The organism is Nocardioides sp. (assembly GCF_041913365.1).
Taxonomy (GTDB): Bacteria; Actinomycetota; Actinomycetes; order Propionibacteriales; family Nocardioidaceae; genus Nocardioides.
Genome location: NZ_JAYSFM010000013.1, coordinates 23,837 through 38,925, shown reverse-complemented (window position 1 = coordinate 38,925; position 15,089 = coordinate 23,837). Strand labels below are relative to the sequence as shown.

Annotated in this window: 15 protein-coding genes; 7 read left to right on the top strand and 8 right to left on the bottom strand. The window is 72.4% G+C overall.

The annotated features are described in order from the left end of the window. The first annotated feature begins 51 nt into the window (after positions 1-51). A complete protein-coding gene (locus ACE3QY_RS19995; protein WP_374457816.1) occupies positions 52-1,434 on the top strand; it encodes an MFS transporter in 1,383 nt (460 codons plus the stop codon). A gap of 50 nt (positions 1,435-1,484) precedes the next feature. On the opposite strand, the gene ACE3QY_RS19990 is transcribed toward ACE3QY_RS19995, so the two are convergent. Then, complete coding sequence (locus ACE3QY_RS19990) at positions 1,485-2,447, bottom strand: helix-turn-helix transcriptional regulator (RefSeq protein WP_374457815.1); 963 nt, start codon at positions 2,445-2,447, stop codon at positions 1,485-1,487. Between the two features lie 62 nt (positions 2,448-2,509). Here ACE3QY_RS19990 and ACE3QY_RS19985 point away from each other — a divergent pair, with 62 nt between their 5' ends. Continuing rightward, positions 2,510-3,526, top strand: coding sequence for an ATP-binding cassette domain-containing protein (locus ACE3QY_RS19985; protein WP_374457814.1), 1,017 nt, complete (start codon positions 2,510-2,512; stop codon positions 3,524-3,526). Beyond that, positions 3,523-4,269, top strand: coding sequence for an ABC transporter permease (locus ACE3QY_RS19980; protein WP_374457813.1), 747 nt, complete (start codon positions 3,523-3,525; stop codon positions 4,267-4,269). Before ACE3QY_RS19985 ends, ACE3QY_RS19980 begins: the two co-directional genes overlap by 4 nt. 85 nt (positions 4,270-4,354) lie before the next feature. On the opposite strand, the gene purL is transcribed toward ACE3QY_RS19980, so the two are convergent. Both purL and ACE3QY_RS19970 read right to left on the bottom strand, forming a co-directional pair. Beyond that, a complete protein-coding gene (purL, locus tag ACE3QY_RS19975) occupies positions 4,355-6,670 on the bottom strand; it encodes a phosphoribosylformylglycinamidine synthase subunit PurL (protein WP_374457812.1) in 2,316 nt (771 codons plus the stop codon). Between the two features lie 132 nt (positions 6,671-6,802). Beyond that, positions 6,803-7,351 carry a TetR/AcrR family transcriptional regulator gene (locus ACE3QY_RS19970; protein WP_374457811.1) on the bottom strand — a complete coding sequence of 183 codons (549 nt, stop codon included), beginning with the start codon at positions 7,349-7,351 and terminating at the stop codon, positions 6,803-6,805. A 120-nt stretch (positions 7,352-7,471) separates the two neighbouring features. On the opposite strand from ACE3QY_RS19970, the gene ACE3QY_RS19965 reads away from it, so the two are divergent. After that, complete coding sequence (locus tag ACE3QY_RS19965; protein WP_374457810.1) at positions 7,472-8,950, top strand: MFS transporter; 1,479 nt, start codon at positions 7,472-7,474, stop codon at positions 8,948-8,950. 13 nt (positions 8,951-8,963) lie between these two features. Here the strand turns inward: ACE3QY_RS19965 and ACE3QY_RS19960 are convergent, their stop codons facing one another. Together ACE3QY_RS19960 and ACE3QY_RS19955 are read right to left on the bottom strand one after the other, a co-directional pair. Further along, complete coding sequence (locus ACE3QY_RS19960; protein WP_374457809.1) at positions 8,964-10,115, bottom strand: hypothetical protein; 1,152 nt, start codon at positions 10,113-10,115, stop codon at positions 8,964-8,966. Positions 10,116-10,117: 2 nt separating this feature from the next. After that, positions 10,118-10,498: a hypothetical protein gene (locus ACE3QY_RS19955; protein WP_374457808.1), complete on the bottom strand. Its 381-nt coding sequence runs from the start codon at positions 10,496-10,498 to the stop codon at positions 10,118-10,120. Between the two features lie 150 nt (positions 10,499-10,648). Between ACE3QY_RS19955 and ACE3QY_RS19950 the strand changes: the two genes are divergently transcribed. The 3 genes from ACE3QY_RS19950 (at position 10,649) to ACE3QY_RS19940 (ending at position 13,589) form a co-directional block, all read left to right on the top strand. After that, on the top strand, positions 10,649-11,731 hold the full coding sequence (locus ACE3QY_RS19950; RefSeq protein WP_374457807.1) for a hypothetical protein: 1,083 nt from the start codon (positions 10,649-10,651) through the stop codon (positions 11,729-11,731). After that, complete coding sequence (locus ACE3QY_RS19945) at positions 11,728-12,129, top strand: hypothetical protein (protein ID WP_374457806.1); 402 nt, start codon at positions 11,728-11,730, stop codon at positions 12,127-12,129. Before ACE3QY_RS19950 ends, ACE3QY_RS19945 begins: the two co-directional genes overlap by 4 nt. A 104-nt stretch (positions 12,130-12,233) precedes the next feature. Further along, positions 12,234-13,589 carry a glycoside hydrolase domain-containing protein gene (locus ACE3QY_RS19940; RefSeq protein ID WP_374457805.1) on the top strand — a complete coding sequence of 452 codons (1,356 nt, stop codon included), beginning with the start codon at positions 12,234-12,236 and terminating at the stop codon, positions 13,587-13,589. 54 nt (positions 13,590-13,643) lie between these two features. On the opposite strand, the gene ACE3QY_RS19935 is transcribed toward ACE3QY_RS19940, so the two are convergent. From ACE3QY_RS19935 to purS, 3 genes are read right to left on the bottom strand one after another with little or no spacing between them, the layout of a single operon-like run. Beyond that, positions 13,644-14,087: a DUF3817 domain-containing protein gene (locus ACE3QY_RS19935; protein WP_374457804.1), complete on the bottom strand. Its 444-nt coding sequence runs from the start codon at positions 14,085-14,087 to the stop codon at positions 13,644-13,646. Next, a complete protein-coding gene (gene purQ / locus ACE3QY_RS19930; protein WP_374457803.1) occupies positions 14,084-14,752 on the bottom strand; it encodes a phosphoribosylformylglycinamidine synthase subunit PurQ in 669 nt (222 codons plus the stop codon). Before purQ ends, ACE3QY_RS19935 begins: the two co-directional genes overlap by 4 nt. Beyond that, entirely contained in the window at positions 14,749-15,033 is a 285-nt protein-coding gene (gene purS, locus ACE3QY_RS19925; protein ID WP_374457802.1) for a phosphoribosylformylglycinamidine synthase subunit PurS, read from the bottom strand. The genes purQ and purS overlap by 4 nt, the downstream gene beginning before the upstream one ends. Positions 15,034-15,089 lie beyond the last annotated feature (56 nt).

The following is a 15,089-nucleotide window of genomic DNA, read 5'->3' as shown; positions in this document are numbered from 1 at the left end:
ATTGCGCACGCACTGTTGCGCAACGTTCCTTGCGCAACATATGGTGCGCATATGCCCGGATACCGCCAGCTCTCGAAGAACCGCGACTTCACCGTCCTCTGGATCGGGGACACCGCCAGCGAGCTCGGCAGCACGCTGTCGATGTTCGTCTTCCCGCTCATCGCCTACGCCCTCAGCGGCTCGGCACTCACCGCCGCCGTCGTCGAGGCGGCGTACCTCGGCGGCCTCTGCGCGACGCTGCTCCCCGCCGGCGTGCTCGCCGACCGCGTCGACCGGAAGCGGATCATGCTCGCCTCGAGCGCGACCGGCCTCGTGTCGTACGCCTCGCTCGCGACCGCGGGGGCGCTCGGCTCCCTCACGCTCCCGCACCTGGTCGCCGTCGCGCTCGTCAGCGGCGTCGCGGCCGGCGCCTTCGACCCCGCGCAGCTGTCGGCGATCCGCTCGGTCGTCTCGACCGAGGACCTGCCCACGGCACTCAGCCAGAACCAGGCGCGCCAGCACGTCGCCTCCCTGCTCGGCGGCCCGCTCGGCGGCGCGCTGTACGCCGTCACCCGCTGGCTGCCGTTCGCGGTCGATTCGCTGACGTACGCCATCGCGTGCGTCACGGTCAGCCGGGTCCGCACGGACCTGTCGGCGCCCCACCGCCGGCACGAGCCGTTGCGGCAGCAGCTCACCGAGGGCTTCCGGTTCATGTGGGCGCGGCCGTTCTTCCGCACGCTGATGACGTGGTCCTCGCTGGCCAACCTCGTCGTCAACGCCCTGTTCTTCGTGGTCGTGCTGCGGATGGTGGCCGCCGGCGTGCCCGCCGCCCAGATCGGCCTGGTCTCGACCGCCGCCGGCGTGGGCGGGATCCTCGGCGCGATGATCGCGCCGAGCCTGATCCACCGGATGCCGACCGGGCGGCTGACCGTGCTCATCGGGTGGATGTGCTGCCTGCCGCTCGTGCCGCTGACGCTGTCGGACAGCGTGTGGACCGCGTGCGCGAGCACCTTCTTCCTGCTGCTGCTCAACCCCGTCGGCAACGCCGGCATCAGTTCCTACCGGATGGCGGTCACCCCCGCCCACCTCCAGGGCCGGGTCGGGTCGACCAGCCAGTTCGTGTCGATGTCCGTCATGCCGCTCGCCCCGCTCCTCGGCGGCTGGTTGCTCGAGCACCAGGGCGGCACGACGGCGATCACCGTGCTCGTCGTGGCCTCCGCGCTCCTCGCGCTCCTGCTCACCGCGAGCCGCTCGATCCGCTCGGTCCCGCGGCCGTCGGAGTGGGTGCTCGAGGACGCCCCGCCGGTCAGCACCCGGGTCGCCGCGTCGCCCTGGGGCAGTGGGGGGGCTGGGGGGGGAACCCCAGGGGCTGTGGGCTGTCGGCCGGGCCCCGGGACAGCCATCTGCCACTGGACTACCCCGGCGGGAAGGCTCCGTGGATGTCGGGGTAGTTAGGGACGTTCTGGTAGGTGGATCGGCCGATTCTCCTACGAGAACGTCCCTAACTACCCCGACTGCGAGGTGGTGGCCCGACTGAAGCGGGCGCCGACCTCCGCCACCTTCTCGACCAGCTCGGGCGGGGACTCCACGACGAAGTCGCCGCCCGAGCCGGCCAGCACCATGACCGGCCAGGCCAGGTCGTCGACGTTCATCTCCAGGAGGCAGCCCGCGCCGTCCGGCGTGACGGTGCCCCAGCGCCCGACCTGGGCGGCGAGCTCGTCGGGCGGCACGGCCACCCGCGCCCGTACGGCGTACCGCTGGGGCATCCGCTTGATGCCCTGCTGGACGAAGGCGAGGGCGTCGTCCGCCGGGAGGTCGCGCGGCCGGAACCGCTGCCCGGTCGGCTCCGGATCGGCGATCCGGTCGAGGCGGAAGCTGCGCCAGTCCATCCGGTCGCGGTCCCAGGCGACGAGGTACCACCGGCGCCCGATCGAGACGAGCCGCAGCGGCTCGACCCGACGGTGCGTGGCCTCCCCCTCGCGCGCGGTGTAGTCGAAGCGCAGCAGCTCGCTGTCGCGGCAGGCCTGGGCGAGCGTGGTGAGCACGGCGGCGTCGAAGACGGGCGCGCCCTCCCACGGCCCGGGCGAGTCGGTCTGGCTGGCGACCGCGTCCATCTGCCGGCGCAGCCGGGGCGGCATCAGCGAGAGGACCTTGGAGAGCGCCTGGACCGACCAGTCGTCCATCCCGGCGACCGCCCCGGCGGCCGCGGTGCGCAGCCCGACGGCCACCGCGACGGCCTCCTCGTCCTCGAGCAGCAGCGGCGGGAGCGAGCCGCCGGCGCGCAGCTGGTAGCCGCCGGCCGCGCCCCGGACCGCGTCGACGGTGTAGCCGAGGTCGCGCAGCCGGTCGACGTCGCGACGCAGCGTGCGCGGGCTCACCTCGAGGCGCTCGGAGAGCTCCGGACCCGGCCAGTAGCGGTGGGTCTGGAGCAGGGACAGCAGCCGCAGCATCCGCTCACTCGTGCTCATGGCTCCCAGAATATTCCGAATGCGGTCAAGAACTGGCCGCTTGGGTCCTTAGCGTCATCTGCATGACCCACACCCACCACACCGGACCGGCGATCGTGACCCGTGGCCTGACCCGCCACTTCACCTCGCGCAAGCAGACCGTCGAGGCCGTCCAGGGCCTCGACCTCGAGATCGGGCAGGGCGAGCTCGTCGCCTTCCTCGGACCCAACGGAGCGGGCAAGTCGACCACGCTGCGGATGCTCACCACCCTCATCCCGCCCACGTCCGGCGCGGCCAGCGTGGCCGGCCACGACGTCGTCACCGCGCAGCGCGACGTACGCCGCGCGATCGGGTTCGTCGGTCAGGGCAACGGCGCCGGCCACCGCCAGCTCGGCCGCGACGAGCTGGTCAGCCAGGGCCGCGCCCACGGCCTCTCCCGCGCCGACGCCCAGCGGCGGGCGGGCGAGCTCATCGAGGACCTCGACCTCGGCGCGGTCGCCGACCGCAAGGTCTCCTCCCTCTCCGGCGGCCAGCGCCGTCGTCTCGACATCGCGATGGGGCTGGTGCACCTGCCGCGCGTGCTGTTCCTCGACGAGCCGTCGACCGGTCTCGACCCGCAGAACCGCGCCAACCTCCAGCAGCTCATCCAGCGACTCCACGCCGAGAGCGGCAGCACGGTCGTGCTGACCACGCACTACCTCGAGGAGGCCGACGCCCTCGCCGGCCGCGTCGTCGTGGTCGACCACGGCCGGGTGATCGCCGACGACACCGCCGCCAGCCTCAAGAGCGGGCTCGGCGACCTCGTCCGCCTCGGGTACGCCGACGCGGCCCACGTCGCCCGGGCCGCCGCCCGCGTGTCCCGCGTGCCCGAGTCGCGGGTCGAGGTCTCCGCCGACTCCGTCGACCTGAGGGTCAAGGACGGGTCCGCGATGGTCGGCGAGCTGCTCGCCGACCTGGCCGCGGACGGCGTACCCCCGTCGCGGGTCGAGGTGGCCAGGCCCACCCTCGACGACGTCTTCCTGGACCTCACCGGCCGCAGCCTGCGCGAGACCCAGTCCACCCCCGAGTCCACCGAGATCGAGAGCGAGGTCGCAGCATGAGCACCTTCTTCACCGACACCGTCAACGTGATGAACCGCGAGCTCAAGCCGGTCTGGCGCGAGCCGATGGCGGTGGTCTTCGCGATGATCCAGCCGCTGGTCTTCCTCGGCCTCTTCGCGCCACTGCTCCCGGAGATGGCGTCCGGGTCCGCACTGCAGTGGTTCGTGCCGGGGATCGTGGCGATGACCGCGCTGATGGGGGCGTCGTTCACCGGGTCGAACCTGATGGAGGAGATGCAGTCGGGCTCGCACGAGCGCCAGCTGGTCTCGCCGCTCGGCCGCCCGGCACTGCTCGTGGGCCGGGCGCTGAAGGAGGTCGTGCCGATGCTGATGCAGGTCGCGATCATCGTCGCGGTCGTGACGCCCTTCAGCTTCGACCTGCACCTCGCCGGCGTCCTCGCGGCCGCCGCGGTGCTGTCGCTCTTCAGCATCGGGATCGGCGCACTGTCGTTCGCGCTGGCGCTGGCGTCGAAGGGCGAGGACTGGATGTTCTGGACGGTCCAGCAGACGCTGCTGTTCCCCACCCTCCTCACCGCAGGTGTGCTGCTGCCGATGGCGGGCGCCCCGCGCTGGCTCGAGGTGGTCTCCACCCTCAACCCGATGACGTACGTCGTCGACGCGGTGCGCGCGCTCTTCGCCGGCACCTTCCCGGTCGACGTCGTCGCCCAGGGTGTCGCCGGCGCGGCCGCGGTCGCGGCGCTCGGTCTCTGGGTCGGGGTGAGGGCGATGCGCCGCTCGAGCTGAGGGGGCTCCCTCTTCCCGCCGGGGTAGTCCAGTGGCAGATGGTCGCTCGGCCCGGGTAGTCCAGGGGCAACCGTCCGTCGGCCGATCAGGAGCCGAGGACCGCCGGGAGGGTCGCCCGCCAGGCGGCCTTGGCCTCCGCGACGGGGACCTCGAAGGCGCCGTCGACCGAGATCGTGTCGCCACCGGTGCGCCCGAGGGGCGTGAGGGGTACGCCGTGGCGCTCGGCGAGCGCGAGCAGGGCGTCGACCTGCTCGTCGGTCACCGTGACGAGCGCGCGGGCCGTCGACTCGGAGAAGAGGTCGACGAAGGCGTCGCCGGGCAGCGCGACCGACACCCCGATGCCGGCCGCGAAGGTCGACTCGGCCAGCGCCTGGGCGAGGCCGCCCTCGGACAGGTCGTGGGCGCTGGTGACCACACCGTCGCGGGCGGCGTCCTGGAGCAGCGAGGCGAGCGCCTGCTCGGCGGCCAGGTCGAGCCGGGGCGGAAGACCGCCGAGGTGGCCGTGCACGACGTGCGCCCACTCGGACCCGGAGAGCTCGTTGTGGGTCTCGCCGAGCAGGAAGACCCGCTCGCCCGCGGCGCGGAAGCCGGTCGGCGTACGGCGGGTGACGTCGTCGATGACGCCGAGGACCGCGACCACCGGGGTCGGCAGGATCGCCGTCTCGCCGGTCTGGTTGTAGAGGCTGACGTTGCCGCCGGTGACCGGGATGCCGAGCTCGAGGCAGGCGTCCTTGAGGCCGCGGCAGGCCTCGGCGAACTGCCACATCACCGCCGGGTCCTCGGGCGAGCCGAAGTTGAGGCAGTCGGAGACCGCGAGCGGCCGGGCGCCGCCGGTGGCGACGTTGCGGAACGACTCGGCCAGCGCGAGCTGGGCGCCGGCGTAGGGGTCGAGCTTGGCGAAGCGGCCGTTGCAGTCCGTCGAGACCGAGACGCCGAGGTTGGTGTCGGCGTCCACGCGCACCATGCCCGAGTCGGCGGGCTGCGCGAGGACGGTGTTGCCCTGGACGTAGCGGTCGTACTGGTCGGTGATCCACGACTTGTCGGCGAGGTTGGGCGACGCCACGAGCCGGAGCAGGGTGTCGCGCAGCTCCTCCCCGGACGACGGGCGGGCCAGGCGCGAGGCGTCGTCGGCCTGCAGCTCGTCCTGCCAGTCGGGACGGGCGTAGGGGCGCTGGTAGGTCGGGCCGTCGTGCGCCACCGACCGCGGGGGTACGTCGACGACGCGCTCGCCGTGCCAGTCGATGTGCAGGCGGCCGGTGTCGGTCACCTCGCCGACGACCACTGCCTCGACGTCCCACTTCTCGCAGATCGCCATGAAGGCCTCGACGTCGCCGGGCTCGACGACCGCCATCATCCGCTCCTGCGACTCGCTCATCAGGATCTCCTCGGGCGCGAGCGTGGAGTCGCGCAGCGGCACCCGGTCGAGCTCGACGTGCATGCCGCCGTCGCCCGCCGAGGCGAGCTCGGAGGTGGCGCAGGACAGCCCGGCACCGCCGAGGTCCTGGATGCCGGCGATCACGCCGGCGGCGAAGAGCTCGAGCGTGCACTCGATGAGCAGCTTCTCCATGAAGGGGTCGCCGACCTGCACGCTCGGGCGCTTGGCGGGACCACTGCTCCCATCAGAGTTGGCGTCGAAGGTCTCGCTCGCGAGCACCGAGACGCCGCCGATGCCGTCGCCGCCGGTGCGGGCGCCGTAGAGCACGACCTGGTTGCCGACACCGGACGCCTTGGCGAGGTGGAGGTCCTCGTGACGCAGCACGCCGACGCAGAGCGCGTTGACCAGCGGGTTGCCGGCGTACGTCGCGTCGAAGACGGCCTCGCCGCCGATGTTGGGCAGGCCGAGGCAGTTGCCGTAGCCGCCGACGCCGGCCACGATCCCCGGCAGCACCCGCGCGGTGTCGGGGGCGTCGAGCGGGCCGAAGCGCAGCGGGTCCATGACGGCGACCGGGCGTGCGCCCATCGCGAGGATGTCGCGGACGATGCCGCCGACGCCGGTCGCGGCTCCCTGGTAGGGCTCGACGAACGACGGGTGGTTGTGGCTCTCGACCTTGAAGGTCACGGCGTAGCCCTGGCCGATGTCGATGACGCCGGCGTTCTCGCCGATGCCCGCGAGCATCTTGCCTACGGGCGTCTCCTGCGGGATCTCGCCGAACTGCTTGAGGTGCACCTTGGTGGACTTGTAGGAGCAGTGCTCGCTCCACATGACCGAGTACATCGCCAGCTCCGAGCTGGTCGGGCGGCGGCCGAGGATCTCGCGGATCCGGGCGTACTCGTCGGCCTTGAGGCCGAGCTCGGCCCACGGCTGCTCGCGCTCGGCGTCGGCGGACGCCTGGGCCACCGTGTCGAGGGTGCCGGTCGCGCCGGACGTGGTCAGGGACTGCTGGGCGCTCGTGTCGGGCACGGGCGCCAATCTACCGGCGGACCGCTTGAGGCTGCTTGCCGGTCCATCAGGTCTCGACACGCTCCGTCCCGGCTTCGCAGGCTCAGCCGGGGTCGCTGCTCGACCACCGTCGAAGTAGTCCGCTGACGCGTCCTACTTCAGCAGTCCGTCGGCGAGGACCTCAAGCATCGGGCGCACGGCCGCGGGCTCGAGGTCGGACTGGTCGGCGACGGTGGCGACTCCTCCGACGAGACGGGCGACCTGGAGCGACGACACGTCGTCGCGTACGGCGTCCTCCGCCCGCAGCTCGTCGAGCACCCGCTCGCTCGCGTGCTGCAGTACCTGGCACTTCGTGCGGATCGGCGACGCCTCGTCGCCCATGGCGCCGGTGATCTTGGCGGGACCGCCCTTGTGCACGCTGATCAGCCGGACGTACTCCTCGAACCAGTTGAGCAGCAGGTCGCGCGGGCCGCCCTCGTGGGCCAGCGCCTTGTCGGCGGTCTCCTCGACGTGGTCGACCCACGCCTGCATGACCGCGTCGATCAGGTCGTCGCGGCTCGGGAAGTGCCGGTAGAGCGTGCCCGGACCCACCCCCGCCTGCTTGGCGATGAGGTCGAGGGAGGCGTCGTAGCCCTGCTCGCGGAAGACCTGGCGGGCGACCTCGACGATGCGGTCACGGTTGCGCTGGGCATCGGCTCGCACGGAAATCTCACCTCAGGGCTTGCTAAACGGAGACAGTCTCCGTATTGTCGTGGAGGAAGCGGAGTCATCCTCCGGATCTACTGTACCTCGGCCCACGAGGCCAGAACAGGACCGCACCTCATGTCATCGACCACCTCCCTGCAGCCGCAGGGATCCCGCCGGGAGCTCCCCGTGGACCTCCCGCCGCAGGCCGGCCGCGCAGCCGCCGGCATCGCGATCGTGCTGGTCGCCCAGCTGATGATCGTGCTCGACGCCACCGTCGTGAACGTCGCGCTCCCCCGCATCGACGCCGACCTGGGCTTCGGCCCCGCGTCGCTGTCGTGGGTGCTCAACGCGTACACCCTCGCCTTCGGCGGCCTGCTGCTCCTCGGTGGGCGCCTCGGCGACGTCTTCGGCCGCCGCCGTGCCTTCGAGCTCGGCCTGGCCGTCTTCACCGTCGCCTCCGCGCTCGGCGGCCTGGCCCAGACCCCGGGCCAGCTCGTCGCGACCCGCGCCCTCCAGGGCGTCGGCGCCGCGCTCGCCGCACCCAGCGTCCTGGCGCTGCTCACCACGAGCGCGCCCGACGACGCCGCCCGCAACCGGGCCTTCGCCCTCTTCGGCGCCGTCTCCTCAGGTGGCGCATCCATCGGCCTGATCCTGGGCGGCCTGCTGACCGACGTCGGCTCCTGGCGCTGGACGCTCTTCATCAACGTGCCACTCGGCCTCGCCGTGCTCCTCCTCGTCGGCCGCTTCGTCGACGAGACCCCGCGTCGTCCCGGCCGCTTCGACCTCGTCGGCGCCGCCAGCGCGACCGTCGGCGCCGTCTCGCTCGTGTGGGCGCTCATCGGCGCTCCCGAGCACGGCTGGGGCTCGGCCCGCACCATCGGCGGCTTCGTCCTCGGCGCGGCGCTGCTCCTGCTGCTCGCCCGCACGGAGACCCGGCACCCGCACCCCATGGTGCAGCCGCACCTGGTCCGCAGCCGCCGCCGCATCGGCGCTCTCGCCGCGATGGCCCTGGTCATCGGCGCGAACTTGTCGATGTTCTTCCTGGTCGTCCAGTACGTCCAGACGGTGCTCGGCTTCGGCCCGCTGATGTCGGGCTTCGCGTTCCTCCCCTTCAGCCTCGGCATCTTCGGGATGTCGCGCTTCACCCCGTGGCTGATCGCCCGGGTGGGGCCGCGCGCCATGCTGATGACCGGCACGGCAGCCCTCACCGTCGGCTACGCCTGGCTCAGCGGCGCGGACGCGACCGGCACCTACCTCGGCGCCGTCTTCGGCCCGATGTTGATCGCCGGTCTGGCGACCGGCCTGGTGTTCATGCCGATCACCGTGACGGTCCTCGCGGGCGTCGAGAACGAGCACGCCGGCTCTGCGTCGGGACTGCTGCAGACCACGCAACAGCTCGGCAGCGCCGTCGGCGTCGCGGTGATCGTCTCGGTGTACGCCGCCGGCGCGGTGCCCGGCCAGTTCGTGCCCGGGCTCCGGGCCGCCTTCCTCACCTCGGCCGGCTTCGCGGCCCTCGCGCTGCTGGTCGCCGCCACGGTGCTCCGCACGCCGCGGGCCGAGGTGGATCCGGCGGTGCTCGACCCCGAGCCGGAGGTCGTCGCCGAGGCCGCCTGACCCGCCCGGCGGATCAGCGACCCGCGCCCCCGTCGTCGGCCTCCCGGCCGGCGTCGGGGGCGTCGTCGTCCCCCGCGACCTCGAGGTCGTCGGCGTCCTCGGTCTCCTCGACCTCCGGCAGCCGCTCCTTGTCCTGCTTCTCCGCCTCGCGCTCGGCCTTCCGGGCGGCGCGCTCGGCGCGCTTCTCCTCGAGCGCGGCGCGCTTGGCGTCCCTGGCCGCCTGCTTCGCGGCGTCCTTGTCGCGTGCGGCGCGCGACTCCCCGTCCTCGGACTGGCCCTGCAGCTTCGGCGTCGCGAGCCGCTGCGCCCCGGCGCGGCCACTGGCCATGCCGCGCGACATGGTGCCGGCCCGGGCCGCCATGGCGCCGCCGCCCATCCCGCCGATCGGCGGGGTCGCCCCCGGCGCCTGCCGACGGCTGCCGCGCAGCCCCGGCGCGGCACCCGCCGCGGTCGCGATGACGGGGGCGAGACCGGCAGCCGAGATGCCGGTGAGGTGCGGCATCGTGAACGAGATCGGGGCGATCGGCGGCAGTCCGGCGACGCCGCCTGCCCCGCCCTGCGCGGAGCCGAGCACGGAGGTGCTGGGGACCGGCACCAGGCCGACGCCCGACTCCTCCTCGCCGATCTCGAGCCCCCGGGCGAAGGTCCCGCCGGTGAGGGTGGTCAGCTCCGTGCGGACCATCATGAACTCGGCGCGCGCGGACCGCAGCCGGGTGCTCTCCTGGTCGAGCGCGAGGGTGAGCCGACGGCGGATCTCCTCGGCCTCCAGCTGGCCGGCGCTCACCTTGGTGCGGTCGTCGTCGGCCTCGGGCTTGAACACCAGGAAGCGGCTCTCGCCCACCACCTCGTGGGGGATCGTCGCGACCTTGTTCCAGGCCTGGTCGAGCTCCTTCTGGGCGGAGGTGATGATGCTGCCGACCGCCCGCAGCGAGCCCGAGACCTGGGTCGCGAGGGTGGTGAACCGGTCGAGGTTGGCCAGCACCTGCCGGCGGTGGTGCTCGTAGCTCTCGGCAGCCGCGGCGTCCCAGCCCTCCGTCGCGCGCAGCGCGGCGTCGACGATCTCGTCGCCGCGCCGGGCCATCAGGGTCGCCACCTCGCTCCACCGCAGCGCCGCCACCTCCAGCGGTCGTACGTCGGAGCGCAGCTCCCACAGGTGGGCCGGCACCGTCAGCGCCCCCCGTGCCCGGGCATCCTGCCGAACCCGCCGTCGCCCATCTGGTGCGCGGCCCGGTCGAGCTCGGAGGCGACGGTGTCGTCGGCGCGCACCGCGTCGTGGGCGGCGTCGAGCAGGCCCTCGACGCCGAGGCCGAGCGCTCCGGTCAGCGCGGCGACCACCTCTCCCGCGTCGGCGAGCGAGTCGGCGTACGACGCGGCGACGTTGCGCGTGCCGGCGGCGTCGCCGAGCGCCGCACAGGCGTCGGTGAGGTCGTCGAGCGCGGCGGCCCAGTCCTGGACCATCGCCGCGAGGATCGCCTCCGAGGACGCGGCGAGCTCGACCAGCCTGGTCGGCTCGACCTGCATCAGGGACCGCTTGCCGCTCGTGCTCACCCCTCCGGGATACCCGTGCCGGCAGGGCCCAAACCGCCTCGGCCGAACCTGTGGGCAAACAAATGGCGACCGGCGGTTTCGCCGCGGGGACTTCGGGGAACGTGACCCGGCACAGCTCGACCTCCTCCCCTCGGCCCCCAGGAGATGCGCATGAACGCCGTGATGACCGTCGACCTCTCCGAGCTCGATGCCTGGTCCGCGCAGGTCCAGCGCGCGAGCGACGACCTCACCGGCATCGCGCGCAACGGTGGCCACAGCCTCGTCCAGACCGACTTCGGGCCGATCCTCGAGACGATGATGGGCGCCTACAACGCCCTGCTCCCCTCGGTGCACCAGTCGCTGACCGACAACGGCACCGGGATGGGCGACCACGCCGAGGCCCTGCGTGCCACAGCGCGCGACTTCACGCTGACCGAGGACGGCGTCGTACGCCGCCACCGCGCCGCGGGCATCGACGGGCGCGACGGGTCGAGCAGCTTCTTCGACGTCGCCGACACCACGATCCGCCGGGCCGGCCCGACCGAGTCGAGCCTGCCGCAGATCAGCTTCGGCTTCCCCTACGACACCGTGTGCGACCTCGTCCGGATGCTCACCGGCTTCGACATCCGTGCCGAGCTCGCCGAGAAGATCGGCGGCGACGTGGTCGGCGCCTCGTCGCAGGGCTCGTCGTTCGGCAGCCTCGGCACCTCGATGAGGGGCGTCGCCGCCAACCTGCAGAGCGGTGGCGAGACGATCTCGAAGACCTGGCAGGGCGGCGCGTCCGACGCGGCGATCAAGCAGATCGGCACCTGGGTCGGGTCGCTGAACACGCAGGCCGGGCAGCTGATCCAGATGGGCCAGAACGTCGTGCAGATCTGCCGCGACGCGTGGCAGACCGCGCTGTCGGTCGTGCAGTGCGTGAAGTCCGCGGTGCAGACCGTGTCGTCGGCGCTCGCCACGATGAGCATCCCCGGCGTCGGCTGGGCCCGCGTGGTGCAGGCCGTGTGGCAGGCGTTCCAGGCCGTGATGAAGGCCTACAAGGCGATCATGAAGCTGATCAACATCCTCAAGCAGGTCAAGTCCTTCATCGAGACCGTGAAGAACTTCTTCGACGGGGACAAGGCGCCGGTCTCCACTCCGACCGCCCCGGGCTCGACCGGCGCGCCGAGCAGCGTGATCCGCGACCCGGAGTCGGTCTCGACGCCGACGATCGGCCAGCGAGCACCTGTCGCGCCGACGCCGGCCTTGGCATGAGCGACGAGGCGCGCAGCCAGGCCGAGATCCTGGCCGCCATCGACGAGGCCCGCGAGGACCTCGGCGCGAGCCTGGCCGACCTGAAGGCGACGGTCGAGCAGATGAACGCCCGCCCGCTGCTCACCGACGAGGAGAAGGAAGCCCTCGAGGAGCAGGCGGAGTCGGGCGAGCTCGGCGAGGACATGAAGACGCTCGTCGGGAAGATCAAGGGCGGCGAGGACACCTGGGAGCAGGTGTTCGCAGGCGAGTCCGCCAACGGTGCACTCCTCCAGGGACACCTCACGCGGATGTTCGAGGAGCACAAGGAGGACATCGCGCTGGCCTTCGAGGATCTGATCGAGGAGGAAGAGGCCAAGGGCAACTTCCTCCTCGACGAGGTGCCGACCCGCGACTCCTGAACTACACGCCTGTAGTTCTCCCGAAGCCCTGTTACGTGTGTGACTGGTGTGGTTTCCTGCTGGGGCCTCGCCCTTCCCCGCCTGATCCACGCCGGAGTCACCGCATGCGTCCCCTGCCCCGTACGCTCCTCGCCGCCCTCGCGCTCGTCCTCGCCGCGCCGCTCGTCGGGTCGGCCCCGGCGGGGGCCGAGGGCTCGAGCAGCGCGTCCCGGTTGGCCAGCCAGCGACAGGTCGCGCTGGCGACGCCCGGCGACTTCACCGGCTACGGCTTCGACCAGTGCATGGCCCCCACCCAGTCGGCGATGGACACGTGGTGGGCGAAGTCGCCCTTCACCGCCGTCGGCATCTACATCTCCGGCGACTCGCGCGCGTGCCGCACGCAGACCAACCTGAGCCCGACGTGGGTCGCGACCCAGGTCGCGCGCGGCTGGCGACTGCTCCCGATCGCCCTCGGCCCACAGGCCTCGTGCCAGCCGCGCTTCCCCCGCTACAAGGACGACTTCAAGATCTCCAACAAGCCGGCCGGCGGCTACGCCACGGCGGCCGCCCAGGGCGTGGCCGAGGCCGACAAGAACGCTTCCGACGCGACGGCGTACGGCATCGGCCCGGGCAGCACGATCTGGTACGACCTCGAGGGCTTCGACGTGAAGAACACCGCGTGCCGCGAGTCCGCACTGGTCTTCACGTCCGCGTGGGTCACCCGGATCAAGCAGCACGGCTACGTCGCCGGCTTCTACTCCAGCGCCAGCTCCGGCATCAAGATGCTCGACGACGCGCGCACCCGGCGGCCCGGCCAGTTCGCTCTGCCGGACCGGATCTGGATCGCCCGCTGGGACGGCGCCGCCAACACCTCGACGTCGTACATCCCCGAGGACGGGTGGCGTCCGGGTGGGCGGATGAAGCAGTACCGCGGCGGCCACAACGAGACGTGGGGCGGCGTGACGATCAACATCGACAGCAACTTCATCGACCTCGGCGCCGGCTCGCAGCCCGTGGCCGAGGGACGCTGCCCGGGCACCCGGCTCGGCTACTGGAAGTACCCGACCCTGTCGCCGACCTCCGCGCAGGCCACCCGCGTGAAGGTGCTCCAGTGCCTGCTCACCGAGCAGGGCACCTACTCCGGGCCGGTCAACGGCGCCTACGACGCCGCCACGATCGCCGCGGCCCGCGCCTGGCAGGCGGCCCGGAAGTTCACCCCCACCGACACCTTCGAGAAGCGGCACTGGACCGCGCTGCTCTCCGCCGGGGCGCGTACGACGATCAAGCGCGGCTCGGTCGACGAGTCGGTCCACCGGCTCCAGCGGGCGCTCAACGCGGCCGGGGCCGGCAAGTTCCGGGCGACGGGGGTCTTCGACGCCAAGACCGAGACCGCGCTGCGGACCTACCAGTCGCGGCTCAAGATCGCCGTCTCCGGCGTCGCCACCCGCCAGACCTGGAACAAGCTCCAGCGCGGCCTCTGACCCTCCGTGGACCTCGTTCGTGATCCCCGGCTGACCGACCGGGGATCACTGACGTCAGGCGGGTGGGCCGACGACCAGCGCGACGCCGGTGAGGCCGGCGACGGCGAGCAGGCCGACGACGAGGCCCTGGGCCGGGCGTCGGAGCAGCCAGGCGGCGAGGCGCTCGAGGACGCCACGCGGCTCCTCGGCGCGGAGGCGCCAGGTGTCACCGAGGAGCCCGGCGCGCTCGGCGTACCGCTCGAAGGGCACCGTCGCGAACGGCGGGACGGCCGCCAGCAGGCCGAGCGCGACGCGGCCGACCGACCACCGCTGGTCGATCCACAGCAGCACGGTGGTCAGGCAGTAGGCGATGAACACGACGCCGTGGACCATGCCGAAGACCTGCACGCCGAGCTCGGTCGTCTCCGTGACGTACTTGAGGAACATGCCCGTCAGCAGCAACGCCCAGGTGACGGCCTCGGCGCGCGCGACGAGGCGGTAGAGACGCACCGGGTTCATGCGAAGACCTTCTCAGCGAGCGAGGTGAAGAAGCCGAGCCCGTCGGTGCCGGGACCGGTGAGGTCCTCGACGGCGTGCTCGGGGTGGGGCATCAGGCCGACCACGTTGCCGCGCTCGTTGGAGATTCCGGCGATGTCGCGCAGCGAGCCGTTGGGGTTGTCGTCGAGGTAGCGCGCGACGACGCGGCCCTCGCCCTCGAGCCGGTCGAGCGTCGCCTCGTCGGCGACGAAGCCGCCCTCACCGTTCTTGAGCACGATCGTGACCTCCGCCCCGGCGGCGTACGCCGACGTCCACGGGGTGTCGACGCGCTCGATGCGCAGCCGCTGGTCGCGGCAGACGAACTTGCGGTGGTCGTTGCGGATCAGCGCACCGGGCAGCAGGTGGGACTCGCAGAGGATCTGGAATCCGTTGCAGATGCCGAGCACAGGCATGCCCTTGCCGGCCGCCTCGACGACCGAGGTCATCACCGGCGCGAAGCGCGAGATCGCGCCGCAGCGGAGGTAGTCGCCGTAGGAGAAGCCGCCGGGCAGCACGACCGCGTCGACGCCCTGCAGGTCCTCGTCGCCGTGCCACAGCGCGACCGCCTCGTTGCCGCCGATGCGCACCGCGCGGCGCGCGTCGACGTCGTCGAGCGAGCCGGGGAAGGTGACGACCCCGACCCTCATGCGCGGCCGGCCTCGTGCGCGACCTCGGCGACCGAGTGCTCCTCGACGTGGACCTCGTAGTCCTCGATCACCGGGTTGGACAGCAGGGTCTCGGCGACCTTGTCGATCTCGGCGAGCACCGCGTCGGTGATCTCGCCGTCGACCTGCAGCTCGAACCGCTTGCCCTGGCGGACATCGGTGACGAGGTCGAACCCGAGGCGGGGCAGCGCACCGAGCACCGCCTTGCCCTGGGGGTCGAGGATCTCGGGCTTGGGCATGACGTCGACGACGACTCGGGCCACGGAGTGCTCCTGGGGACAGGCTGGAGGGGGCGAGGCTGATTCTAGTGACGTCCCGG